Consider the following 24,255-nt stretch of genomic DNA (forward strand, 5'->3'; position numbering starts at 1 on the left):
CATCAGCCTGGACCGACGATGGATTTCACGATTTCACCGGAGCTCGAGGATCTGAGGCAGCGGATCGCGGCCTTCGTCGAGAGCGAGATCATCCCGCGCGAGGCCGATCCCGCGAGCTGGGACGCGCATGAGAACATCGCCTTGCCGGCGCTGGCGGAACTGCGGGCGAAAGCCCGCGCAGCCGGGCTCTGGTGCCTTCAGCTCAAGCCGGAGACGGGTGGGCTCGGTGTCGGGCGCGTCGGCATGGCGGTCTGCTACGAGGAAATGAACCGCTCGATCTTCGGCCCGGTCGTGTTCAACTCGGCCGCGCCCGACGACGGCAACATGATGGTGCTGGAAGCGGTGGCGACGCCCGACCAGAAGCGCCGCTGGCTCGCACCGATCGTGGCCGGCGAGGTCCGCTCGGCCTTCGCCATGACTGAGCCGCATCCCGGCGGCGGCTCCGATCCGACCATGATCCGCACCCGAGCCGAGAAGCAGGCCGATGGCTCCTGGAAGCTCTACGGCCGCAAATGGTTCATCACCGGCGCGGAAGAGGCGGCGCATCTGATCGTCATCGCCCGCACCTCCGACGATCCGCGCCGCGGCCTGACCGCCTTCCTCTTCCACCGCGACCAGCCCGGCTGGGAGATCGTCCGCCGCATCCCGATCATGGGGCCCGAAGAGCATGGCGGCCATTGCGAGATCGCCTTCGACGGTCTGCGCGTCCCGGCCGAGGATGTGCTGATGGGCGAGGGCGACGGCTTCAAGGTCACGCAGATCCGGCTCGGCCCCGCCCGCCTGACCCATTGCATGCGCTGGCTCGGCCTCGCCAAGCGCAGCGTCGAGATCGCCCGCGCCTATGCCGCGACGCGCGAGGGCTTCGGCATCCGCCTCGCCGACCGTGAAAGCATCCAGCTCAAGCTCGGCCGCACCGCCATGGCGATCGAGATCGGCCGCCTCCTGGTGATGAAGGCGGCCTGGGAGCTCGACCGTGGCGGGCAGGCGCGCAAGGAGGTCTCGATGGCCAAGGTTCAGGCCGCCAACACGTTGCATGAGGCAGCAGACATGGCGATCCAGATCAACGGCGCGCGCGGCTATTCCAAGGACACCGTCCTCGAATGGATCTACCGCTACGCCCGCCAGGCACGGCTGGTCGACGGCGCCGACGAGGTCCACCAGATGGTCCTCAATCGCTTCCTCGACAAGGAAGGCGACGCCTTCTGGCGTTGGCCGGTCGCTGGCGCATGACCGCTCCCGCCGGACAGCCAGATCCCGGCTTCGACGCCGCCATCCTCGACCGCTTCCTGCGCGGTGCCGTGGAGGGACTGTCCGGCCCGATGCGGCTGCAGCAGATCAGCGGCGGCCAGTCCAACCCGACCTTCTTCGTCACCTATGACGAGCGCGCGCTGGTGCTGCGCAAGCAGCCGCCGGGCGATCTTCTGCCTTCAGCTCACGCCATCGACCGCGAATATCGCGTGATCAGCGCGCTCGCCCAAACCGATGTGCCGGTGCCCCCCGCCCTGCTCTATTGCGACGATCGCACCATCCTCGGCACGCCCTTCTACCTGATGGAGAAGGTCGAGGGCCGCGTCTTCCACGACTGCACTTTGCCCGGCCTTTCCCCCGCAGAGCGCAGCGCCATGTACGCCTCGCTCGCGACCACGCTGGCGGCGCTGCACAATGTCGATGTCGCGGCGGTGGGTCTCGCCGATTACGGCAAGCCGGGCAATTACTTCGCCCGCCAGATCGCGCGCTGGGGCCGGCAATGGGAATTGTCCCGCAGCCGCGACGATGCCCATATCGACCGGCTCCGTGCCTGGCTGCCGGAGCATATCCCGGCCGACGAGACCGTCAGCCTCGTCCATGGCGACTATCGCATCGGTAACGCTATGTTCCATCCGACCGAACCGCGCATCGTCGCCCTGCTCGACTGGGAACTCTCGACGCTCGGCCACCCGCTCGCCGACCTCGCTCATTCCGCCATCGCCTGGCTGTCGCGGCCGGACGAGTATGGCGGCATCGAAGGGCTCGATCTTGCAGCGCTCGGCCTGCCCGATCTCGCTGGCTTCACCTCCCTCTATGCGGCCGAAGCCCGCCACGGCCAGACGCTGCAGCCCTTCCACCTCGCCTTCGCCCTGTTCCGCTGGGCCGTGATCTTCGAGGGCATCGCGGCGCGCGCCCGGGCCGGCAACGCTTCCGCCGACAACGCAGCTGAAACCGGGCGCCTCGCCGCCGCCTTTGCCCGGCATGCCGCGGACCTCACCCTGTGAGCAGGGTCCGACGCCCTCGCCGCGCCGATTGATCCGCCGCCATCCCGCCCGTATGCCTCTTGTCGACAAGAGGGCCCGCAAGAGGACTGTGGATGAGCGCGACGAAGACATCAGCCCCCGCCCCGGAGCGCAAGCGCGGCTCGGGCGTCAAAGTCGTCTACGACCTGCTGCGCGACGAGATCCTCGACCTCGTCCTGCCGCCGGGCAGCCCGATCGACGAGGTGCAGCTCGCCGAGCGCTTCCAGATGTCGCGCACGCCGATCCGCGAGGCGCTGGTGCGGCTGGCCGGCGAAGGATTGATCGACACGCTGCCGAACCGCTCGACCATGGTGGCGAATCTCGACTTCCTCAACATGGCGCCCTTCTTTGACGCGCTGACGCTGATGTATCGGGTCACGACCCAGCTCGCCGCCCAGAACCACCGGCCCGCCGATCTGGAGGCGATCCGCGCCCGGCAGGCCGAGTTCGCCGCCGCCGTCGCGGCACAGGATGCGCTGGCGATGATCGCGACCAACGCCGCCTTCCATGCCGCGATCGCGGAAGCCGGCCGCAACCCTTATTTCAACAGCCTGTTCAGCCGCCTCCTCGACGAGGGCCGCCGCTTCCTCAGGCTCTACTACCAATCCTATGACGACCGGCTGCCGCAGCAATTCGTCGATGAGCACGAGGCGATGATCGCCGCGATCGTCACGCGCGACACGGCAGCGGCGGAGCGTCTCGGCAAGGCCCATGCCGAGCAGATCGTCGAGCAAATTCAGAAGCTTATGGTCGGCGAGAAACGACTCGAAATCCCGCTCTAGAACGCTCGCCCGAATTCTTGTCGACAAATAATATGCAAGATGCTAGGAAGGGACATACGAGAGACGACGCGGCGCGAGCCTCCGCCGACCGGCAGCCAGAAGGAGATCGAGATGAAGGCCAAGATTTTCTCCGGCGTGATCCCCGCGCTGATGACGCCCTGCAAGGCGGACCGCGCGCCCGATTTCGACGCGCTGGTGCGCAAGGGCAAGGAGCTCATCGCCGCGGGCATGTCCGCGGTGGTCTATTGCGGCTCGATGGGTGATTGGCCCCTGCTCACCGACGCCCAGCGCATGGAAGGCGTCGAGCGTCTGGTGAAGGCCGGCATCCCGGTCATCGTCGGCACGGGCGCGGTCAACACCGCCTCCGCCGTCGCCCATGCCGCCCATGCCCAGAAGGTCGGCGCCCAGGGCCTGATGGTGATCCCGCGCGTGCTCTCACGCGGTTCGGTCATCGCCGCCCAGAAGGCTCATTTCAAGGCGATCCTCACCGCTGCCCCCGACCTGCCGGCGGTGATCTACAACAGCCCCTATTACGGCTTCGCCACCCGCGCCGAGCTGTTCTTTGCGCTCCGCGCCGAGCATCCCAACCTCGTCGGCTTCAAGGAATTCGGCGGCCCGGCCGACATGCGCTACGCGGCCGAGAACATCACCAGCCGCGATGACGGCGTCTCGCTGATGATCGGCGTCGATACCGCCGTCTTCCACGGCTATGTGAACTGCGGCGCCACCGGCGCGATCACCGGCATCGGCAATGTGCTGCCGAAGGAGGTGATCCATCTCTGCAAGCTGTCCGAAGCCGCCGCCAAGGGCGATGCCGAGGCGCGCCGGCTCGCGCTGGAGCTGGAGCAGGCGCTGACCGTGCTCTCCTCTTTCGACGAAGGCCCGGACCTCGTCCTCTTCTTCAAGCACATGATGGTGCTGAAGGGCGATGCGGAATACGCGCTGCACTTCAACGAAACCGATGCGTTGAGCGACAGCCAGCGCGGCTATGCCGAGACGCAGCTCAAGCTCTTCGACGCCTGGTATGCGGATTGGTCGAAGCAGCCGGGCGCCGCGCGGAAGCACGCCGCCTGACGGCAGCGCCCATCCGATGGCCGCTCCCGATGTCATCGTCATAGGCGCCGGCGTGGTCGGCCTCTCCGCCGCGATCGCGGCGCAGGGGCGCGGCCTCTCCGTCGTCGTGCTGGATCGCGAGGGGCCGGCGGCAGGCGCCTCGGCCGGCAATGCCGGCGCCTTCGCGTTCACCGACATCCTGCCGCTCGCCTCGCCCGGCATTCTGCGCAAGGCGCCGCAATGGCTGCTCGACCCGCTCGGGCCACTCTCGGTGCCCCCGGCCTATGCGCTGCGGATCGCACCCTGGATGTTCCGCTTCTGGCGAGCCTGCACGCCCGCCCGCGTCGCGCATTCCACGACCGCGCAGACCGCGTTGATGGACCTGTCCAAAGCCGAGATCGAGCCCTTCCTGCGCGAGAGCGGTACGCTCGGCATGCTGCGCAAGGACGGCAATCTTCAGGTCTATGAGGGCGAAGCCGAGCTCAAGGCCTCCCTCCCCGGCTGGCGCGCCCGCGAGGCGCACGGCATCGAATTTCACCACCTCGATGCCGCCGGCATGGCCGACATCCAGCCAGGCCTCGCACCGCACTTCAGCCACGGCACCTTCACGCCGGGCTGGTATTCGATCGCCGATCCCAAGCTCTACACGCTCGCTCTGGCCGAGCATTTCCAGCGCAAGGGCGGCACGATCGAGCGGCTGGACGTCGTGGGTCTGGCGCCGCAAGGCGACGGCATCGAAATCCGCACCCGTGACGGTGCCCTACGTCACGCCGCAAGGGTCGTCCTCGCCGCCGGCGCCTTCTCCCACCGCATTGCCCGCAGCCTCGGCGAGCGCATCCCGCTCGAAACCGAGCGCGGCTACAACACCACCCTGCCCCCCGACGCCTTCGACCTGCGCACGCAGATCACCTTCGGCGGCCACGGCTTTGTCGTCTCCCGGCTTTCGACCGGCATCCGCGTCGGCGGTGCCGTCGAGCTCGGCGGATTGGATTTGCCGCCGAATTTCCGCCGTTCGGAGGCGATGCTGGCCAAGGCCCGAACCTTCCTGCCGGGCCTCAACCCCGAGGGCGGTGTGCAATGGATGGGCTTCCGCCCCTCGCTGCCGGACAGCCTGCCGGCGATCGGCCGGGCGCGGGCCTCAGCCCGCGTGGTCTATGCCTTCGGCCATGGCCATCTCGGCCTGACGCAATCGGCCGGCACCGCCCGGCTCGTCGCTGACCTGTTGACAGACCGGCCAACCGCCGTCGACATCACCCCCTTCTCCCCGCAGCGCTTCTGAGAGGCGTATCCCATGGCCAGCCATACCTTCTCCTGCATCGACGGCCATACCTGCGGCAATCCGGTGCGCCTCGTTTCCGGCGGCGGCCCGCTGCTGGAGGGCGCGAACATGCTCGAGAAGCGCGCCCATTTCATGCGCGAGTTCGACTGGATCCGCACCGGTCTGATGTTCGAGCCGCGCGGCCACGACATGATGTCGGGCTCGATCCTCTACCCGCCGACCCGGCCCGATTGCGACGTCGCCGTGCTCTTCATCGAAACCTCGGGCTGCCTGCCGATGTGCGGCCACGGCACCATCGGCACGATCACCATGGGCATCGAGAACGGGCTGATCACCCCGCGCGAGCCTGGCAGGCTCTCGATCGACGCCCCCGCAGGCAAGGTCGATATCAGCTATCGCCAGGAGGGCCGCTTCGTCGAGGAAGTCCGCCTGACCAATGTGCCGGGCTTCCTCCATGCCGAGGGACTGACCGTGGATGTCGAAGGCCTTGGCGAGATCGTCGTCGACATCGCCTATGGCGGCAATTTCTACGCCATCGTCGATCCGCAGAAGAACTTCCGCGACATCGCCGACCACACCGCCGGCGAGTTGGTCGGCTGGTCACCGAGGCTGCGCGCCGCGCTCAACGCCAAATACGAGTTCGTCCACCCGGAACACCCCGAGATCACGGGCCTCCGCCACATCCTGTGGACCGGCCAGGCGACCAGGCCGGAAGCCCATGCCCGCAACGCCGTGTTCTACGGCGAGAAGGCGATCGACCGTTCGCCGTGCGGCACCGGCACCTCGGCCCGCATGGCGCAGCTCGCCGCCAAGGGGAAGCTCAAGGTCGGCGACGAGTTCGTGCACGAATCGATCATCGGATCGCTGTTCAAGGGCCGCGTCGAGGCGGCGGCGACGGTGGCGAACCGCGAGGCCATCATCCCCTCCGTCGCCGGCTGGGCCCGGATGACCGGCTACAACACCATCTTCATCGACGATCGCGACCCCTTCGCCCACGGCTTCGTCGTCGCCTGAAAGGACCCCACAGCGCGATGTGTGAAAGGCGGCCCTCAGGCCGCCTTCTTGCCCGCGTCGAACGGGATCTCGATGTCGACGGCCAGCGTCGAGACCTGGGCGCCGCGCTCCATCCTGACCGTGACCTTCTCGTCATCCACCTGCATGTGCTTCGAGATGGCGCGCAGGATTTCATCCCGCAGCTTGGTGACGAGGTCGGAATCGCCGACGGCGGCGCGCTCATGCGCCAGCAGGACCTGCAGTCGCTCGCGAGCTGCCGGAGCCGATGGCGAGCGGGAGAAAAGACGGAGCAGATTCATGCCGCTTTCCTTCCGAAGAACTTGCCGAAGAAGCCTCGCTTCTCGCCGGGGATCGCGACCGGCAGGCTTTCACCCTTGAGCCGGCGCACGGCCTCGAAATAGGCGATAGCCGGGGCGCTGCGGTCGTCGGCAAGCGTGACGGGCGAGCCGATATTGGAGGCGCGCAGCACGTCCATGCTCTCCGGGATGATGCCCAGCAGCGGGATCGACAGGATCTCGAGGACGTCATCCACCTTGAGCATGTCGCCGCGCTCGGCGCGGGCGGGGTCGTAGCGGGTGAGCAGCAGGTGCTTCTCGACGCGCTCGCCGTTCTCGGCCCTCAGCGTCTTGGAGTCGAGCAGGCCGATGATGCGGTCGGAATCGCGCACCGAGGAGACTTCCGGATTGGTCACGACGATGGCGATGTCCGCATGGCGCATGGCCAGCGTCGCCCCGCGCTCGATGCCGGCCGGGCTGTCGCAGATGACCCAGTCGAAGCTCTGCTTCAGTGCGCCGATCACCGCCGCGACGCCCTCGGCCGTCAGATTGTCCTTGTCGCGCGTCTGCGAGGCCGGCAGCAGATAGAGCGTCTCGACCCGTTTGTCGCGGATCAGCGCCTGCGTCAGCTTGGCCTCGCCCTGGATGACGTTGACGATGTCGTAGACCACGCGCCTTTCGGCGCCCATGACGAGGTCGAGATTGCGCAGGCCGACGTCGAAATCGATCACGACGACCTTCTCGCCGCCCTGTGCGAGTGCAGCGCCCAGCGCGGCGGAGGAGGTCGTCTTACCGACGCCGCCCTTGCCCGATGTGACCACGATGACCTTGCCCATTGACCGCTCCTTTGAATGTTGATGCCTGCGGCTCAGGCGAGCGCTTCGACCTTGAACGCTTCGTTCTCGAGCCAGATCTGGACGGATTTGCCGCGGAGCCCGGGCTCCATGTCCTCCGCCGTCTTGTAGTAGCCGTCGATGGCGATCAGCTCCGCCTCGAGCTTGCGGCAGAAGATGCGTGCCGCGCCGTTGCCCATCGTGCCCGCCATCGCCCGTCCGCGCAGGGTCCCGTAGACATGGACCGAGCCGCCCGCGACGATCTCCGCTCCCGATGCGACCGAGCCGATGACGGTCACGTCGCCTTCCAGGAAGACCAGCGACTGCCCCGAGCGCACCGGCTGCGTGACGATGATGGACGGCACGGCTTTCGGCGGCTGCGGCGCGACCGGCTCGCTGCTGGCGGCAGCATCGGCCTTGGGGCTCTCGGCTGCGACCGGGGCCTCGAAATCCGAGGTGGGGCGCCCATCGGCCATGGCCGGCGGCAGGTCCGAGCCGAGCAGCGACGGGGACGCGCCCTCGATTCCCATGATCCGCACCTGGCGTGAGCCGAGCTTGCCGACGAGCTCCCGCAACTCAGCGCGGTCTATCTCCAGGCCGGAAACGTCGAGCACCACGGGTCGCCGCAGGAAGAAGCCGGCGGAGCGGGAGGCCAGATCGTCGAGCCGCGCCAGCCAGTCCTCGAAGGGCTGCTCCGGGGTCAGCGTCAGCGCGAGATAGGACCGCCCCTTGAGGCGGATAGGCCGGGGTTGAGTTAACACGTCGGTCATCTTGGTAAATTTTCGGTTGCTTCGGTGTATCGAGGGAATGGTTAACGGAGTGTAAATCGCCCCGGCGCAGCCAGCGGGAGTCCACATTCTCTCCACAGCGCACATCGGCTCGATCCGGCCAGCATCGCGCATCTGCGACACCCGGTGCTGACGCGCGCCGGATGCTGCGGCTACGATGGCCGGGAAGCGCTTGCCTCGGACAGCCGATGCTGGTGTCTCGTCGAGTGCCCGCCGGAAAAAGGGAAACACAGGGATGTCGCAGGCCGCGATTGCCAACCGTCTGGACCGCCCGGTCGACGATGCAGCCGATCACGTCCTCGGCCCCGGCCGCGCGCAGATCACGCTCGTCGAATATGGCAGCTACGCCTGCCCCCATTGCCGGGCCGCCAATGAGCGCATCGCCGAGATCCGCGACCAGCTCGGCGAACGCGTGCGCTACGTCTTCCGTCACCGGCCTCTGACCGACAGCGACATCGCGCTGCGCGCCGCCGAGCTCGTCGAGCGCGCGCGGACCGCCGAGCAATTCTGGGACGCGCACGTCAAATTGATGACGCGCTCGCAGGTGCTGACCGAGGACGATCTCGAGGCAGTCGCCCGCGATCTCGGCCTCGCCGAGCAGGCTCCCGATCAAGCCGCGCAGGAGGCGCAGCAGGCCGCCGCCCGCGTCGAATCCGACATCGAGAGCTCCCATGCCAGCGGCGTGCGCTTCACCCCGACATTCTTCATCAACGAGCGCCGCTATGACGGCCCCTGGGACGAGAGTTCCTTCCTCGATGCGATGCTGGGGACGCTCGGCCATCGCTTCCGCACCGCCGCGCTCGATTTCGCGAGCTGGGGCCCTTCGGCCGGCATCCTGCTGCTGCTCGCGACCGTCCTCGCCATCGCGCTGACGAATTCGCCGCTGGGGCACGGCTTCGAGGCCTTCTGGCATCGCGAGGCGGCGCTCTCTTTCGGCGATGCCCGCTTCGGCATGTCGCTCCAGCACTGGGTGAATGACGGCCTGCTCACGATCTTCTTCCTGGTCGTCGGCCTGGAGATCAAGCGCGAGTTCACCGTCGGCCACCTCGCCGGGCGGCGTTCCGCCGCACTCCCCATCGCCGGCGCGATCGGCGGCATGGTCGTCCCGGCATTGCTGTACATCCTCGTCCTGCCAGGCGGGCCCTGGTCCCATGGCTGGGGCGTGCCGATGGCGACCGACACCGCCTTCGCCATCGCCATCATCGTCATGATGGGCTCGCGGGTGCCGATCGAGCTGCGCATCTTCCTCACCGCCGCCGCCATCGTCGACGACATCGGGGCGATCGTCGTGGTCGCGCTGTTCTATTCGGGCAAGCTCCAGCTCGGCTACCTGATCGCCGCACTCGTCCTGACCGGCGGGCTTGCCGCCCTCAACCGCGCGCATGTCTATCGCGTCGCGCCCTATGCGCTGATCGGCCTCGCGCTCTGGGCCTGCGTCCATGCCGGGGGGCTGCACGCGACGCTCGCCGGCGTCGTGCTGGCGCTGTTCATCCCGACCCGGCCGCCGGCCAATCTCGCCGCCCTCACGGCGCAGGCCAACTCGATCATGCTGGGCGAAGCGGCCCATGGCGGCGAGGTGCTGCGGCACGGCCCATCGACCCCCGCCCTGCGCGCGCTCGACGCGATCCATGACCGCCTGGAATCGCCGGCAGACCGGCTGCTGCGCCACGCCGGCGCCCGGTCGAGCTATCTCGTCCTGCCGCTCTTCGCCCTGGCCAATGCCGGCGTCGTCATCGCGCCGGACGTCCTTGAGGGACGCGGGATGCTGGTGCTCGCGATCGCGGCTGGGCTGGTCCTCGGCAAGCCGCTCGGCATGCTCGGAGCCGCCGCCCTCGCCGTCCACCTCGGCGTCGCTCTCAAGCCCGCCGAATATTCCTGGCTCCAGCTCGCCGGAGCAAGCGCGCTCGCCGGCATCGGCTTCACCATGTCGCTCTTCATCGCCGGCCAGGCCTTTGCCGATCCGGGCGACTTCGCCGCAGCCAAGATCGCGGTCTTCGCGGCCTCGATCGCTTCGGCCTTGCTGGGAGCGGGCCTGCTCGCGGCTGCGGCGCGAAGGCTCGCGGACCGGGCAGCATAGGTGGTCGCGCGCATCGGATACGATAACGAAACTATATCCATGCGTCATCGCGTATAATTCCCACGAATCGTCGCCTACAGCGACCTCTTGGAAATCATCAACTCGTAAATTCTAAGTATACTTTTGGTATTATAGAGCAATCCACGCCAATATTTCTATAAATGACTACGATAACCCAGCTCCGACGCATCAATGAAATACAGGACCGGCGTCGTTCCACTCCGCGGTCGCCGCGAGAAAGGCAGCGCGCAACGCGGCGGCGTTCTCGGCCTCGAACAGCGTCTCATGGTTGCCGGGAAGGTCGATGATGCGCAGCTCGGAACAACGCTTGCGCCAAAGACTGTCATTCGCCGCCGTCGCGGCAGTACGCAGCAGAGCCGCCGGCGCGCGCAGAGACCTGGGGCGATCGTCGAGGTTGCGCATCCATGCCGCGGTCATGCGGATCCGAAGCCGCATGCTCAGCTCTTCCGCGAATGCCGGATCGATCGTGCCGATCCGATGAAGCGGCGCGGCGTGCTCCCGCGCGAGCACGGGCAATCCATCTCCGGCGAGACGAAACAGGCCGCGCCAGGCGAGATGCCGGGCGTGGAGCACCAGTGCGCCCGGGCGCCCGCGCCGCAGAAGATCGGCCGCGTGGGAGGCGAGGCGTGCCTTCCATTGCGCCGATCGCGCCGCTGTGATGCTCCCGGAATCGATGATGCACAAACCTGCGACGGTGCGCCCGAGGCTCTCGAGACGGAGCGCGGTCGCATAGGCGAAATGGCCGCCGATTGAGACGCCGAGCAGAACGACCGGCATCTGCGGGATGCGATCCATGATCTCCGCCGCGAAAGCATCGACCAAGGCCTCTCCGGTGAGGTCGGCATCGACGGAATTCCGCCAGCCTGGATAGCGCAACGCGATGACGCGATCCCGGTCCGACGGCTCGGCACAGAATGGTGCGCAATCCGGCGCATGGCCGCTCGCGCCCGGCAGGACGATGAGCGGCAGGCCCGCGGCGTTCATGTGCGGGCCATGGCCGTTCGGGACAAGGCCGCCGCGATCGTGCGCGCGGTGTACTCGGCCCCGGCGACGAAGCGGAACACCGGGCCGAAGCTCATCGACGATGCCGGACCGGCGAAGCGCAGTCCCCGGACGGAAGACTGGAAGGATGCATCGAGCCGTGGCGCGCAGCCTTGCCGGGCAATGGCGCTGCGCAATTCGGGCGCCAGAAACGGGATGCGCTCGACATTCACCTCGTAGCCGGTGCCGGCGATCACCCGGTCGACGAGCAATTCGCGATCCTGCTTGTCCGCGCCCCGCAAGCGCAGCGACACGCGATTGCCGATCGCCTGCCCCGCAACCACGCTGGTATCGTATTCGACCGGCACGAGCGCCTCGACCCGCTCGCGAAGCCACCATGCCCCCTCGGGCGGCAGGAAGTTCTTGAGGAAGAGCGCGCGCCCGCAGGCCGGCAGCCGATGGAACGCGCCGGGCAACTGCGTCAGGGCCCATGCTTTCGGACTGCCGCCCAGCGCCGAGACCGGCCAGCGGATCCGCTGCCAGAGCGTCGGCGTGCGGCTCCCGCGGGTCATCCAAAGAGTGGATGGCTTGCGGATCAGCAAGCGCGGCGACGCACCGGCTTCGTGGAGCAGCGCGGCCGCTTCGAGGGAGGACTGACCGGAGCCGATAACGGCGACCTCGAGACCCTGGAAAGCAGCAAAGCTGTCGACCCTGGCAGTATGCGTGGCGAGGGCGCCGGGCAGCGCTCGCAAGGCGTGTGGCATCTTTGCGAAGTTCGCCAGCCCCGTGGCGACGATGACATCCGATGCCTCGACCTCGTCACCATTGCTGAGCGTCAGGAGGTAACCCTGTCCCCGCCGGGAGACATTCGCGACATCGACGGGCTCGATCCAATCGACATGCCGCTCCTGGAACCAAAGGCCGTATTCGGCGAAATTCGCGATGGAGCAGGGCTCGAACGTCTCCAGGCCACGCGGCTCGTTGTAATCCGCGAAGGTCGAGCCCGGTTGCGGCGACGAGATGTTCGTCCCGAAGCAATAGGATTTGAGGTAGCGCCGGGATCCGGCGCGGGCGATCTGGCTCCAGAAGGCCATGGGCTGGCCGAAGATCCGGTGCGGGACGTTGCGGGCCGCGAGATGGCTCGCAAGCGAGAGCCCGTAAGGTCCGCCGCCGATGATCGCCACGAGTTGCTTGCCCATCGTCACAGCCCGCGCGCGACCAGGGGAGAAGACGGAAGCATGGTCCGCACGAACCGTGGCGCCGCCCGAAATCCGAGATAGAGCTCGGACAGAATATGGACGATCCCCGGCATGGGGTCGCTGGGATCGGAGGCGAAATGGACCATATGCGCGCGGTTCTGCCGCGCCCAGCTGCGCCAATGCGCGAGATCCCCGAGGCGCGCCCGCATGCAGAGCGTCTGCGCCAGAAGGATCGCATGAAGGGTGAAGTTGTCGCAGAAGACGACCTTCTCGGCCGGGTTCTCATCTTGCGCCTCGGCCGCGAGGCTTCGAAGGGCTTCGGCTTCGCCGAGCGCGTCCAGATAGGCCAGCAGCGGCAGAGGTAGCCCGCGGCGCAGATCGAGGCCGATCTGGTTGAACAGGCGCGGATTGAAATCGATGATCGCCCAGACGCCGTCGTGCAGGATGAACTCGACCTCGAACAGTCCGAAATAGTCGAGCTCGCGGCACAGGCGATGGACAGCCTGCGACAATGCAGAGTCGGCCGGGCGCGACTCGTAGCACACGCCGACCCCCACCGGCCGTGACCGCTGGAGGATCTTGGTCGAGCGCCGGGTCACGAACACATCCGCGCTCCGCCCGATGAAGCCGGAGATGGAAACCACGCCTTCGCGCCCGATCTCGACGAATTTCTGGATCACCGGCCGCACCGAGCCGGGCTCGCGCGGCGTTTCGTCGAAGCGGTACCGCTCGCGGGCGAGGAAGCGTGGATATTCCGCGAGGAGCTCTTCCGCCGAATGCACGACGACGCCCTTGTCGTTGCGCAGGCGGTGGACATGGGTCCGCGGCTTGATCAGGACCGGATAGGGAAGGTGCGGCGCCCATTCTGCAAGCTCATCCAGATTCTGCGGGTCCCAGCTCGGCAGGACAGCAACGCCGGCGCTCGTTGCGGCCTGCTCGAGCAGCGCCTTGTCTAGGATGCGCCTGATCGTCTCGATCGGCGGCTGGTACAGCCGGAAATAGCGCGCGAGGAGCGGCGCGTTTGAACTGTAAAGCCAGACCAGCTCGTCGGAGGTCGGCAGCAGCACCTGACCGGGGTCGGACTTTCCGATCGCGAGCAGCCGGTCGAGATAGCGCATGCTGTCGCTTTCGACCGGCGCCGCATAGCGGCGCCCGACATGGCGCGACCATCCGGCCGGGCAGAAGCGGTGATCGACGATGACATTGGCGCCGATGCCGTAGCCGGCGAGGTGGCGCACGGCCGCGATCGTTCCTCCCGAGGACGCCGATCCCAACAGGACGGCGGGCCGTTTGAGAATGGGTTCTTGCATGCCAGGCCTCGATCGAGTGCAAGCCCTCCTGGCCGTCGCAAACCGCTTTCGCGAGTGGACAGCTGCCTCTAGAAACGCGGCAACATGCCGTTACGGCACGCCGCTCTCGGAATAATCCTGGTGGGGTCGGGATGTCCGGGAGGTCTTGGCGCAATTGCGCGAGCGTGGACGCAGCACGCGCGGCGTGAAAACACGCAGCGATCCCGGAATGGCACGGAGACGAGAGTGGAGATCTTCGAACCGCTCAAACGCGCAACCGGTTGCGTTTTGTGGATCCGCATCGGCGTAGAGTCACAGGCATAACCGAGGGCACCCGCGATCACCGAGGCAATATAAATATCAATATCTCATACAAATCCAGATTCTCGATTTTGATATTACAAATACATTTATCCGCATGAATCGTTAAGTAATATATACATTTATGATCAAATTATCGACATAACTTTCTGAATACTACTTAACTGAGCAAAATAGAACCAAATAACACAAAACAACCTAACCGGACCTGACGGGCGGTAGCCTTCTTGGCTGCGCGCGATATCGAAATTCGGCGCTGCACGGGCTCGTCGTGCTGGCAATCGCAGCGCTCCGGCTTCTACCCGAGGGGCGCCGAACAGCGCCGGCTAGGGGCCCGCATCGTCCACACGTCCTGCCATTTTATTGACGCGAACCCTTGCGAATCATGGAACCATCGAAAGCGACGGGGCGGCACGAAGCATTCGCGATCGGCAGATAAGATGCGTTATTGCGTCTTATCTGGCCAAGAACTCGTGCAGATGCATAAATGTGTCTTATTGCGAGGTCGAATGACTGTCCCGCCGATACTTTTCCAACGTTCAGTGCGCCGGTCGCGCAATGCAAAGAGTTGCCCCGGCGGCCTCCTTCAAACGGCCCAAGCAACGCAGCTCGCGAGCGGCTTCCATTGCGCTGGCCTATCCGCGGTCGCGGCCCGTGCCAGGATTGGCAGCGTCGGATCGGTCGCGCTGCTCACGCTTCTCGCAGGCTGCGCCCAGAGCAACGCTCCCGGACAGGTCTTCGACTATGCCCCGGTGACATCGGCGGCCGCTGCGCTTCCATCCGGTAGGACAACGGGCCAGCACGAACAACCGCGAGCCAAGCCTGCAACCGCTGTTCTGGGAACGCTCCAGACAGGCCCCGGTTACACCGTAGAAAGCGACGCCAGAAGCGACGGACGATACAACACCTACGTCTTTGCCACGGAGTTCGGCACCTACCCGGTGACCGGCGACGATCTCGCACGCAATCATCTCCGGGAGCTCGTCGCCCTGGACGCGCTCAAGAAACAGTCTTTGTCAGGGGAATTCGTGCACGCCGCCGGCAAAGCTGTCCTCAGCCCGATCCGAGGTGTTGTCAATACGGTGAGGGACCCGATCGGCGGCGCGCAAGGAACATACAGCAACGTTTCCCGGCGGGTCGGTTCGGTGCGGCGTACCCTGTCCGACGCTGGCGAATTCGTCACCACCTTCGGCAAGCCAGAGAAGCGACGGCCGGAGCGCGAGAACGAGAACTTGTTTGAGAAGTTCGTCGACAGACCGAAAGAGAAGCGGCGTCTGGCCGAGGCATTGCGCGTCGATCCCTACACTCATTTCATCCCGCTCTCGCGCGAACTCAACAAGGTCGCATCCTACTCGGCCGCTGGATCCTTCGGCGTCAACCGTGCACTTGGCTTCGTTCCCGGCGGAGCGGGTACCGTCTTTTCGGGCCTGGGAACGCTCGATTCACTCACGTCGCAAACGCTCGACATGCCGCCGGATGAAACGGCGGCGGTCAACCGCGAGCGCTTGGAAAAGCTGAACATCCCGGAGGACACGATCAAACGATTGCTGCTGAGCGACAAACTCACGCCGACCGAAAAGACACGGACGGTGGGTTTCCTGAGCGGCATGTCGGGCGCACCGGGCCTCGAAGCGCTCGCCTCCTTCGTCGCGTCAAGCGAAACAAGAGTGGACGCCTTCACGGCGCTGCAGACGCTCGCCTATCTCTCGGCACGTCCCTTTGGCAACGACGGCATCAGTGGCGTGGAAATCGTCGAACGCATTCCGGTCATTTCGGTCGGCGCGAACAGGAGAGTGGCTCTGTTCACAGCCGACGACCTTGCCTGGACATCGGAAAACGCGGCTCAGCTCTCGCAGCTCGGTACCGCACTAGCGAGCAGCAGCAATTCTCGGATCAGGAAGGAAATCTGGATATCGGCAGACGCATCCGCGATGGCAAGACGCGAACTGCGACGTCAAGAATGGCTGGTGAAGACGAACGTCTTCAGCCCGCAGGTTAGGCTCGCCGCCAATTAAGAGGCCGCTGCGCATGCGAGCGTAGGAGTCGATGACCGCGCGAACACGACGCTCTTGCAATTCGAGCTGGAACGGACAGGCCTATCGGTCACGCGCGACGCGGAAGCCGTTGGTGTAGAAGCGCACATCGGGCTCGTATTTGAAGCGCGCGGCCGAGCGCAGATAGCGCGGATCGTTGTTGAACGAGCCGCCACGCAGCACGCGCTCGCGGCAATTCGCGACCGTATAGGCGCTGCCATCACGCGGCGCGCCGCGATAATTCTCGCTCCAGCAATCGGCGACCCATTCGGCAGCGTTGCCGGCCATGTCGTAGAGGCCGAACGCATTGGCCGGGAATTGGCCGGCCGGAGTGGCGCTGCCGCGCTTCTGGTCGTTGCAGCCGAGGCAGTTCGCCCGCTCCTTCACCAGCGTCTGGCCCCAAGGGTAGGTCGTCGTCGTGCCGGCGCGCGCCGCGTATTCCCACTCGCTTTCGGTCGGCAGGCGATAAGGCTTGCCGGTCCGGGCCGAGAGCCAGGTAAGATAGGCATTGGCATCGTTCCAGTGGATGTCGGTGACCGGCCGCTTGCCGCGGCCGAGCCCGCGATCATCCGGCCGGTAATTGCAGCCGCCCTGGTCGACGCAGAGATCCCACTCCTCGAAGGTCACCTCGCGGGCGCCGAGATAGAAGCCGCGGACGGTCACTGGATGCACCGGCTTCTCGAATTCGTAGAGATCGTTCGAGCCCATCTGGAAGCTGCCGGCTGGGATCGCGACCAGCTCCGGGCAGCCTGTGCAGTCGCGCTGCGGCGCGCCTGCTGGCTGGGGCGATGCCGGCGGGGTGGCGATTGCAACGGCTGTGGCAGCAGGTGCAACCGGGCCGGCGCGATATTCCTGCTCGCGGGCCCGGGCCAGCGAAGCGAAGCGCCCGTTCGGAAAGGCATCGAGATAGGCGCGGTACTCCGCCGCGTTCCGGCTGTTGCGGATCGATTCCCAGAAGGCGAGATCATAGGCCGCATCCTGGGTTACGCCCGGCGTCTGCGGCGGCGGGATGACGGCGCGGCTGCCGAGCGCCACGGCGACCGGCTGAAAGACCGGCGTGACGACGAGCCCCTTCGGCGGCTCCGCCGAGAGCCAGACCTGCTGGCTGCGCCGGGTTTCGCGCGAAACCGTGTCCCGCACCTGCTTCAGCGCCTGCGCCATCTCCAGCCCCGGCGTCCGGATCGCCTTGAGCCAGGCCTCGACGGCGCGGTCGGGACCGCCCGGCAGCGGCTTGCCCGGCGCCGTCGGGAACAGCACCGCGATCCCCTCCATCGGTTCGAGCGGCAGGAGCCCCTTGGCCTTGCCTTGCCAGGGATTGTCGCGGCCGGCATCGAGGAAGATCAGCGCGCTCGCCGGCCGGGCGACGATCAGCGGATCGACGATCTCGTCGAGATCGACCGCGCCCTCAGCGCCGTTCTGCACCGACAGCAAGAAATTGCGGTTCCGCTCCTGAATGGCATGGCCGCTATAGAACACCACGGCCTGCGCACCGCGCCGGAGCTTGCTCGCGAAGCTGGCGATCGCCTGCCGCAAGGCGTTGCGGTCGGCATTCTCGACCGAGACGACATCGAAGCCGCCGGCGCTCAACACCTGCGCGACGGCGCGACCCCGCTGGGCGGCGCCCGCCATCGGCGCCTCCGGATAGGCTTCGTTGGCGATGACGAGTGCGACACGCGCGACCTCGCTCGGCTGCTGGGCAAGCCCGGAAGCGGCCAGCATCGGCAGCAGCACGACGGCGATCAGGACGCGTAACCAGGCCATCTTCAGACGAAAGCCCCCCAGCTAGCGGACATTGATCGTGATCTTCGGCGACATCACGGGCGGATCATGCGGCGTATGGGTGTAGTCGCCGAGCAGCAATTGCAGCGTGTGCCGGCCCTTGGGCAGGGTCACCACCACCTCGGTCTGGCCGTTGCCCAGATGGATATGGTTGTAGTCGGACGGGATCGGCTGGTCCGGCGGTCCGGGCTCGGTGTCGATCAGCAGGTGGTGATGGCCGGTCCGCGCGTGGTTGACGCCAGCCGGCGCGACGCCCATGCCGCGCAGGCCGATCCGCACAGTGAAGCGCTCGGGCACGCTCAGGCCATCGATCGGATAGTGGAAATAGACCTGCGCGCCCGGCGGCGCGGGTTGGCGCGCGGGCGTCTGCGCGACGGCTTCCGCGGGAAGGCCCTGCCATGCTGCCAGCGCGAAAAGGCCGGCGGCTGCGATGCGGGCTCGCGACATCACCGGCGCCTCCTCGCGTTCGGCCCGCCCGGCGCCACGATCACCGTGATGCGCTCCGAGATCACCGGCGGATCATGTGGCAGATGGTTCTCGTCGGCGAGCAGGAGTTGCAACGTGTGCCGCCCGTTCGGCAGGGTCAGCTTGTACTCGGTCTGGCCGCCGCCGAGATGGATATGGTTGAGATCGGCCGGAATCGGTGCATCGAAGGAAGGCGGCCCGACGTCGACCAGCAGATGGTGATGGCCGGTATTCGGCTTGGCGACGCCAGCCGGCGCCACGCCCATATTGCGCAGGCCGAAGCGGATGGTCGATGTCGGGTAGATCCGGTCGCCATCCCGCGGATAAACGAAATAGACAGCCGCATCGTTGGGCGACGGCGTGCGGGCAGCGCCAGCGCCATGGGCATGCGGCGCCGGCTGCGCAGCAACAACGGGTTGCCCATCGGCGACGACGCGGACCCGGATACGCGCCGACATCACGGGAGGATCGTGCGGCACATGCTCGTGATCGCCCATCAGCAATTGCAGCGTGTGTTCGCCGGGCGGCAGCGAGAGCTCGGCCTCGGTCTGCCCGCGCCCGAAATGCAGATGGTTGAAATCGCTGGGGATCTCGCGATCGAGCGCCGGCAATTCGGTATCGACGAGGAGATGGTGGTGGCCGCCATTCGGGCTGGCGGTCCCGGCCGGCGTCACCGTGATGCCTTCCGCCCCAAAGCGGATCCTGGCGTGGCTCGGGATCGTCGCGCCGTCCTGCAGGTCGATGAAGAAGACACGCGCGCCGGGCGCGGCAGCCGAGCGCGGCTTCTCAGGCGCCGCCGCCGGAACCTCGACCGTGATGCGCTCGGACATGACAGGCGGATCATGAGGCACGTGATTGTGGTCGGCGAAGAGCAGTTGCAGCGTGTGCTTGCCCGGCGTCAGCGCGATCTCGGCCTCGGTCTGGCCGCCGCCGAAATGGATATGGTTGAAGTCGCTGGGGATCGGCTGGTCGAGCGGCGGCAATTCGGTGTCGATCAGCAGGTGGTGATGCCCGCCATTGCGCGCCGCCTGCCCCGCCGGGACGACCTCCATGCCGGTGATCGCGAACCGCACCGTGAGCTTGGCGGGAACCTGCGCCTTGTCGGCGAGACCGATGAAGGAAAGACGCGCGGTGGCAGGGGCCGGGCTGCGCTGCCGGGCGCGTTCCTGCGCCGACGCTCCGGCCAGCGGCATCGCCACGGCCAGACCCAACAGCAGAAGCGCCGGCGCAAGGCGGAGCATCAGCGTCTTCCTTCCGCGAGGAGAGGGATGGAAGGCTAGCAGCGGAGCCAGGAGCCTTCAAGCAAAACACCGTCCCCTCGTGTCGATGACTATGCTTTGTTCTGGAGAAGGCCGGGATCATGCATTAGCATGACGTAGAGGTTGCCGGCAGCCTCTAGGGAAGACCCATGATTCTCGTCGCCAGACTCTGCGGCCTGATCCTCCTGCTGCTGTCCGGCCTCGCCATGGCCGAGACGCCGCCCGAGCGCCGCGTGGCGCTCGTCATCGGCAATTCCGCCTATCGCAACGCACCCGTGCTGCCGAACACCATGAACGACGCGCGCGACATGGCGGTCGCCCTGCGCAAGGTCGGCTTCGAGGTGGTCGACGGCATCGATCTCGACAAGCGCGGCATGGACGCGGCCCTGACGCGCTTCGCCCGGCTGGCTCAGGATGCCGATGCCGCGATGTTCTATTTCGCCGGCCACGGCTTCCAGTTCAACGGCGAGAACTATCTCGTTCCGGTCGAGGCGAAGATCGAGGACGAGGTCGGCGTCCAGTACGAGACGACGCGGCTCAACGACGTCGTCACCGCCCTGAACTATGCCAAGGGCGTCAAGATCATGGTGCTCGACGCCTGCCGCAACAACCCCTTCGTCGGCTTGCTCGCCAAGCGTCAGGCGACGCGCGGCTTCTCTGTCGGCTCCGGCCTCGCCCCGGTCCAGCGCGCGCAGGGCATGGTCATCGCCTATGCCACGCAGGCGAACGACGTCGCCGCCGACGGCGCCGGCCGCAACAGCCCCTTCACCGCCGCCCTGGTGCGCGAGATCGACCAGCCTGGCCTCGAAGTCGCGGCACTGTTCCGCCGCGTGCAGAAGAGCGTCTACGATACGACGGCCGGTCGCCAGACGCCGGAACTCTCGCTCTCCCTGCTGGGCGACTTCTACCTCAATCGCGAGGAAACGGATGCCGATGTCTGGCGCCGCATCCGCGCCAGCGACGATCCCACCGCGCTGCAGGCCTTCATCCAGCGTTATCCGCAGAGCTTCTTTGTCATCGATGCGCGCACGCGGCTCGACCTGCTCGAGCGCCGCTCCACGACCTCGAGCGAGCGCGACCAGCTCGTACGCGAATTCGCCGAGCGCGAACGCGCCTTGCTCGAGCGTCTGGAAAAGGCGGAACAGGGCCGGCGGCAGGCTGCCGACGATCTCGCCCGCAAGGATAGCGGCGACGCGGTCGGCGTTCCCGCGCCCTCGCCGGCTCCGGGTTCCGCGCCTGTCGCGATTGCCCCTGCCCCGCCCCCGCCGCGCGCCCAGGACAAAGCGGAACGCGCGCGCCTCGCCGACGAGCTCGCCCGCCGGGAAGCCGAGCTCGCGGCGATCGAGACGGAAAAGCAGCGCCTTGCCGAAGAGCGTCGGGCCGTCGAGCAAGCCATGGCGGCCAGGCTCGGCACGCCCGGGGCGCTGCCGCAGAACCGCTCGACGCAACCCGTCGCCATGCCGGGCGTGCCCGCGCGCCCGGCGGAGGCCCCGCCGAGAGGGCGAGCCTCCGGCGAGTGCGCCGAACTCCTGATGCGTGCTCAGCTCGGCGATCTCACGCCCGCGGCACGCGAACAATTGCGGCAGTGCCGCTGATGCAAGACGGCCGCGGCGGAGAGCCCGGCCCGAACTGGAGAGGTGAGGCATGACGGGCCTGGTCCGCTTCAAGATCGCCATGATCGGCTTGGCTCTGCTGGCAGGCGCGACCGCGGCCATCGCCCAGACTCCGCCACCCCCGACGCCCGTTCCTTTTGCCGATGCGCTCCGCAAGGCAGCCGATGACCTCTTCGGCAAGGCGACCGTCTCCGGAGACAAGGTCAACCTCGTCATCGACCCGCTGATCGACGCGGCCTCCGGCGCGCAATCGGCCGCGACGCGCTCGATGCAGGCGACCCTGATGGAGATGGTCAAGGCGAACTATCCGCGCTTCACCGTCCTGCCCTTCGACAGCGAGGCCCTGGCGAGCAAGCCCGTTGTGCTGGTCGGCACCTTCACCGCCGTCAACAACCAGGGCGTGGCGGACGGACCGCGCGACGCCTACCGGATCTGCCTGACGCTGGCCGATCTCAAATCCAACAGCATCGTCTCCAAGGGCGTCTCGCGTGCCCGCCCGGAAGGCGTCGACACGACGCCGACGCTTTATTTTCAGGACTCGCCGCTCTGGGCGAAGGACCAAGCGACGGATTCCTATATCAAGGTCTGCCAAGGCACGAAGCTGGGGGATCCGATCGATCCCGCTTATGTCGAGAAGCTGACCGCCAATGCGCTGATCAATGACGGCATCCTCGCCTATGAGACCCAGCATTTCCGCGAGGCACTGGCCTTCTACCGGGCGGCGCGCAAGCTGCCGGGCGGTGAGCAGCACCGCGTCAGGATCGGCACCTATCTCGCCGCCAGCAAGCTCGCCCGGCGCGAGGACATGGTCGATGCCTTCGGCGACCTGATCGATTACGGCCTCGCCACCGATCGGCTGATGGTGAAGCTGCTGTTCAAGCCCGGCACGACGCAATTCGTCGATGACCGCCAGATCACCGATCCCTATCCGATGTGGCTGAGCCAGATCGCGACGCGCTCCCGCCAGAAGGGCGCCTGCCTGGAGATCGTCGGCCATACCTCGCATACCGGCCTGCCCCAGGTGAACGAGCGGCTTTCGACCCTGCGGGCGCAATTCGTCATGGATCTCCTGCTGACGGGCGCGCCCGACAATCGCGGCCGCATGATCGCGACGGGCCGCGGCTACAAGGAGAACCTCGTCGGAACCGGCAAGGACGATGCCAGCGACGCGCTCGACCGCCGGGTCGAGTTCAAGGTGATCGGCTGCTGAGAATTCCGTCGAGAACCTCGCGCCCGATCGCATCGGGAATGCGCCAGACGACGCGCAGACCGATCAACGCGCCTTTTTTCGCCCGCAGTGCGCAGACGCTCCAACCGAGCACGCCATGACCAGTGACAGGCGGCGTATGACCGGTATCTCGCCCTGCCCTCCGCGGCTCTCCGCCGGGACGGCCCGGGCGAGCACCCCGGGCTGATTCCTGCCCCGAATCTGCTATCGCTTGCAGCGGCGAGCGCCGCAGCAGTCGCGCCCGCCTTGATACCCATGGGTGAGATGCGATGAGATTGCTGGCGCTCCTGACATTCTGGACCACGGCCATGGGAGCAATGCTGCCGGCCGCTGCCGCACCGCGCGAGCAGGTTGAGACCACGATCACCATGGCAGCTGCACAGGTGGCGGAGCACTATGTCGACGTGGTCGAACCCCGCAGCCTGTTCATGCATGGGCTGCGCGGGCTCGGAAACATGGCGGGGGAGCCCGCCTCTTCCCGAAGGCGCTCGCTCGACGCGGCCATGCAGGCCGAGGCGACCGCCATTGGCTTCAAGCCGCAAGCGGATCTCTTGATCGCCGAAATCATGCGGTTTCGCGCCGGCCGCGAGCGCGACGCAGCGCTCGCGGCCGCCCTGCGGGGCATGATGGCGGGTCTCGATCCGCACAGCCGGCTCGTGCTGCCGGCCGAGATGCAGCCGCCGCCGGCCTCGGTCGGTCTGGAGCTGACGGTGAAAGGCGGAGCGCTCACGGTGGTCCGCCCACTGCCCGGTGGCCCCGGCGAGCGCGCGGGACTTCAGGCCGGCGATGTGCTGGTCGGCATCGACGGCCGCCCGACGACGGGACTGCCCCTGCCGGAGGCGGTGGCGCTGCTGCGCGGAGCGCTCGGCACCAGCCCCGTGCTCAAGGTCGAACGGCCCGGCGCACCCGCGCCGCTCACGCTCCGCCCGGTGCGCGGGCCGGTGCAGGCCCCGCCTTCGTTGCGCTGGACTCTCGAGGGCCGTGTCGCGGTAATCAAGATCAGTGCCTTTGACGGCAATACGCGAACAAACCTGCAATCCGCGCTCGACGCGGCGGCTTCACGCGCCGGGGGCCCGCTCGAAGGGCTGGTGCTCGACCTGCGCGGCAATGCCGGCGGCCTGCTCGACGCAGCAGAGCAGCTCGGCGGCATGATGCTGCCGGCTGGAACCGAGATCGCGAATCTGCGCGGCCGCACCTCGGCCAATGCGCGCAGGCTCGTCTCCCGGCAAGGCGACATCGTCTCCGGGCTGCCCGTCGTGATGATCGTCGACAGTCGGACCGGCGCAGGCGCCGAGATCGTCGCCGGCGCGCTGCAGGACCATGGCCGCGCGCTCGTGCTCGGGCAGAAGACCGCCGGAGCGGGCACGATCCAGACCGTACTGCCGCTGCCGGAGGGGCAAGGCGCCCTCATCGTCACGACGGCGCGCGTCTATCGCGCGACCGGCGCCGCGCTGGACGGTGCGGGCGTCGCTCCCGATCTCGTGCTCGACGAGGAGAGCGGATTGCTCACGCCGCGCTCCGGCAGCGGGTCGAGACTCGATGCCCAAACCGAGAGCGAGGTGGCCGGCGCGGTTTCGGCGGCGCCATCGGGCACGGATACGGCGCTGCTCGCAGCGATCAAGCTGGTTGGAAGCGTCGGCAAGCCCGCGACCTCCAAGGCCGCGGCGCCATAGGATGCGCGCCGGCGGCTCCGGTC

At 67.1% G+C, this 24,255-nt stretch carries 20 protein-coding genes; 11 read left to right on the top strand and 9 right to left on the bottom strand.

What is annotated here, in order from left to right; translation table 11 throughout:
• The first annotated feature begins 18 nt into the window (after window positions 1-18).
• From AB6806_RS11640 to AB6806_RS11665, 6 genes are all read left to right on the top strand, one after another.
• Window positions 19-1,230, top strand: a complete 1,212-nt coding sequence (locus tag AB6806_RS11640) for an acyl-CoA dehydrogenase family protein (protein WP_038363498.1) — start codon at window positions 19-21, stop codon at window positions 1,228-1,230.
• A complete protein-coding gene (locus AB6806_RS11645) occupies window positions 1,227-2,252 on the top strand; it encodes a phosphotransferase family protein (protein ID WP_142022139.1) in 1,026 nt (341 codons plus the stop codon). The genes AB6806_RS11640 and AB6806_RS11645 overlap by 4 nt, the downstream gene beginning before the upstream one ends.
• Window positions 2,253-2,344: 92 nt before the next feature.
• Window positions 2,345-3,052, top strand: a complete 708-nt coding sequence (locus tag AB6806_RS11650; RefSeq protein ID WP_370954638.1) for a GntR family transcriptional regulator — start codon at window positions 2,345-2,347, stop codon at window positions 3,050-3,052.
• Between the two features lie 111 nt (window positions 3,053-3,163).
• Window positions 3,164-4,126 carry a dihydrodipicolinate synthase family protein gene (locus AB6806_RS11655; protein WP_370954639.1) on the top strand — a complete coding sequence of 321 codons (963 nt, stop codon included), beginning with the start codon at window positions 3,164-3,166 and terminating at the stop codon, window positions 4,124-4,126.
• A 16-nt stretch (window positions 4,127-4,142) separates the two neighbouring features.
• Complete coding sequence (locus AB6806_RS11660) at window positions 4,143-5,384, top strand: NAD(P)/FAD-dependent oxidoreductase (protein WP_370954640.1); 1,242 nt, start codon at window positions 4,143-4,145, stop codon at window positions 5,382-5,384.
• Between the two features lie 12 nt (window positions 5,385-5,396).
• Window positions 5,397-6,398, top strand: a complete 1,002-nt coding sequence (locus tag AB6806_RS11665; protein ID WP_142022141.1) for a 4-hydroxyproline epimerase — start codon at window positions 5,397-5,399, stop codon at window positions 6,396-6,398.
• 35 nt (window positions 6,399-6,433) lie between these two features.
• Here AB6806_RS11665 and minE read toward each other — a convergent pair whose 3' ends face one another.
• The 3 genes from minE to minC are packed head-to-tail and all read right to left on the bottom strand — an operon-like array spanning window position 6,434 to window position 8,276.
• Window positions 6,434-6,697 carry a cell division topological specificity factor MinE gene (gene minE, locus AB6806_RS11670; protein ID WP_038363490.1) on the bottom strand — a complete coding sequence of 88 codons (264 nt, stop codon included), beginning with the start codon at window positions 6,695-6,697 and terminating at the stop codon, window positions 6,434-6,436.
• On the bottom strand, window positions 6,694-7,509 hold the full coding sequence (gene minD, locus AB6806_RS11675; protein WP_038363487.1) for a septum site-determining protein MinD: 816 nt from the start codon (window positions 7,507-7,509) through the stop codon (window positions 6,694-6,696). The genes minE and minD overlap by 4 nt, the downstream gene beginning before the upstream one ends.
• Window positions 7,510-7,541: 32 nt before the next feature.
• Window positions 7,542-8,276, bottom strand: a complete 735-nt coding sequence (minC, locus tag AB6806_RS11680; RefSeq protein ID WP_370954641.1) for a septum site-determining protein MinC — start codon at window positions 8,274-8,276, stop codon at window positions 7,542-7,544.
• A gap of 253 nt (window positions 8,277-8,529) precedes the next feature.
• On the opposite strand from minC, the gene nhaA reads away from it, so the two are divergent.
• Window positions 8,530-10,371, top strand: coding sequence for a Na+/H+ antiporter NhaA (nhaA, locus tag AB6806_RS11685; protein ID WP_142022142.1), 1,842 nt, complete (start codon window positions 8,530-8,532; stop codon window positions 10,369-10,371).
• Window positions 10,372-10,560: 189 nt separating this feature from the next.
• On the opposite strand, the gene AB6806_RS11690 is transcribed toward nhaA, so the two are convergent.
• The 3 genes from AB6806_RS11690 to AB6806_RS11700 are packed head-to-tail and all read right to left on the bottom strand — an operon-like array spanning window position 10,561 to window position 13,882.
• A complete protein-coding gene (locus AB6806_RS11690; protein WP_142022143.1) occupies window positions 10,561-11,376 on the bottom strand; it encodes a thioesterase domain-containing protein in 816 nt (271 codons plus the stop codon).
• Window positions 11,373-12,572 carry an NAD(P)-binding domain-containing protein gene (locus AB6806_RS11695; RefSeq protein ID WP_142022144.1) on the bottom strand — a complete coding sequence of 400 codons (1,200 nt, stop codon included), beginning with the start codon at window positions 12,570-12,572 and terminating at the stop codon, window positions 11,373-11,375. Before AB6806_RS11695 ends, AB6806_RS11690 begins: the two co-directional genes overlap by 4 nt.
• Before the next feature lie 2 nt (window positions 12,573-12,574).
• On the bottom strand, window positions 12,575-13,882 hold the full coding sequence (locus AB6806_RS11700; protein WP_142022145.1) for an ATP-grasp domain-containing protein: 1,308 nt from the start codon (window positions 13,880-13,882) through the stop codon (window positions 12,575-12,577).
• Window positions 13,883-14,691: 809 nt separating this feature from the next.
• On the opposite strand from AB6806_RS11700, the gene AB6806_RS11705 reads away from it, so the two are divergent.
• Window positions 14,692-16,197: a hypothetical protein gene (locus tag AB6806_RS11705; protein WP_370954642.1), complete on the top strand. Its 1,506-nt coding sequence runs from the start codon at window positions 14,692-14,694 to the stop codon at window positions 16,195-16,197.
• An 81-nt stretch (window positions 16,198-16,278) separates the two neighbouring features.
• Here AB6806_RS11705 and AB6806_RS11710 read toward each other — a convergent pair whose 3' ends face one another.
• The 3 genes from AB6806_RS11710 to AB6806_RS11720 are packed head-to-tail and all read right to left on the bottom strand — an operon-like array spanning window position 16,279 to window position 19,700.
• A complete protein-coding gene (locus AB6806_RS11710) occupies window positions 16,279-17,976 on the bottom strand; it encodes an SUMF1/EgtB/PvdO family nonheme iron enzyme (RefSeq protein ID WP_370954643.1) in 1,698 nt (565 codons plus the stop codon).
• A 21-nt stretch (window positions 17,977-17,997) separates the two neighbouring features.
• On the bottom strand, window positions 17,998-18,441 hold the full coding sequence (locus tag AB6806_RS11715) for a DUF4399 domain-containing protein (protein WP_142022148.1): 444 nt from the start codon (window positions 18,439-18,441) through the stop codon (window positions 17,998-18,000).
• Window positions 18,441-19,700, bottom strand: a complete 1,260-nt coding sequence (locus tag AB6806_RS11720) for a DUF4399 domain-containing protein (RefSeq protein ID WP_370954644.1) — start codon at window positions 19,698-19,700, stop codon at window positions 18,441-18,443. Before AB6806_RS11720 ends, AB6806_RS11715 begins: the two co-directional genes overlap by 1 nt.
• 167 nt (window positions 19,701-19,867) lie before the next feature.
• Between AB6806_RS11720 and AB6806_RS11725 the strand changes: the two genes are divergently transcribed.
• From AB6806_RS11725 to AB6806_RS11735, 3 genes are all read left to right on the top strand, one after another.
• Window positions 19,868-21,313 carry a caspase family protein gene (locus AB6806_RS11725; protein WP_051988073.1) on the top strand — a complete coding sequence of 482 codons (1,446 nt, stop codon included), beginning with the start codon at window positions 19,868-19,870 and terminating at the stop codon, window positions 21,311-21,313.
• A 49-nt stretch (window positions 21,314-21,362) separates the two neighbouring features.
• Complete coding sequence (locus AB6806_RS11730) at window positions 21,363-22,541, top strand: OmpA family protein (protein WP_038363474.1); 1,179 nt, start codon at window positions 21,363-21,365, stop codon at window positions 22,539-22,541.
• A gap of 287 nt (window positions 22,542-22,828) precedes the next feature.
• The gene (locus AB6806_RS11735) at window positions 22,829-24,232 is read left to right on the top strand and encodes a S41 family peptidase (protein ID WP_142022150.1); all 1,404 of its coding nucleotides are present in this window, start codon (window positions 22,829-22,831) and stop codon (window positions 24,230-24,232) included.
• Window positions 24,233-24,255: the final 23 nt, after the last annotated feature.

Origin of the sequence: Allobosea sp. RCC_152_1 (assembly GCF_041360765.1) — a bacterium.
GTDB classification, from domain to species: Bacteria; Pseudomonadota; Alphaproteobacteria; order Rhizobiales; family Beijerinckiaceae; genus Allobosea; species Allobosea spartocytisi.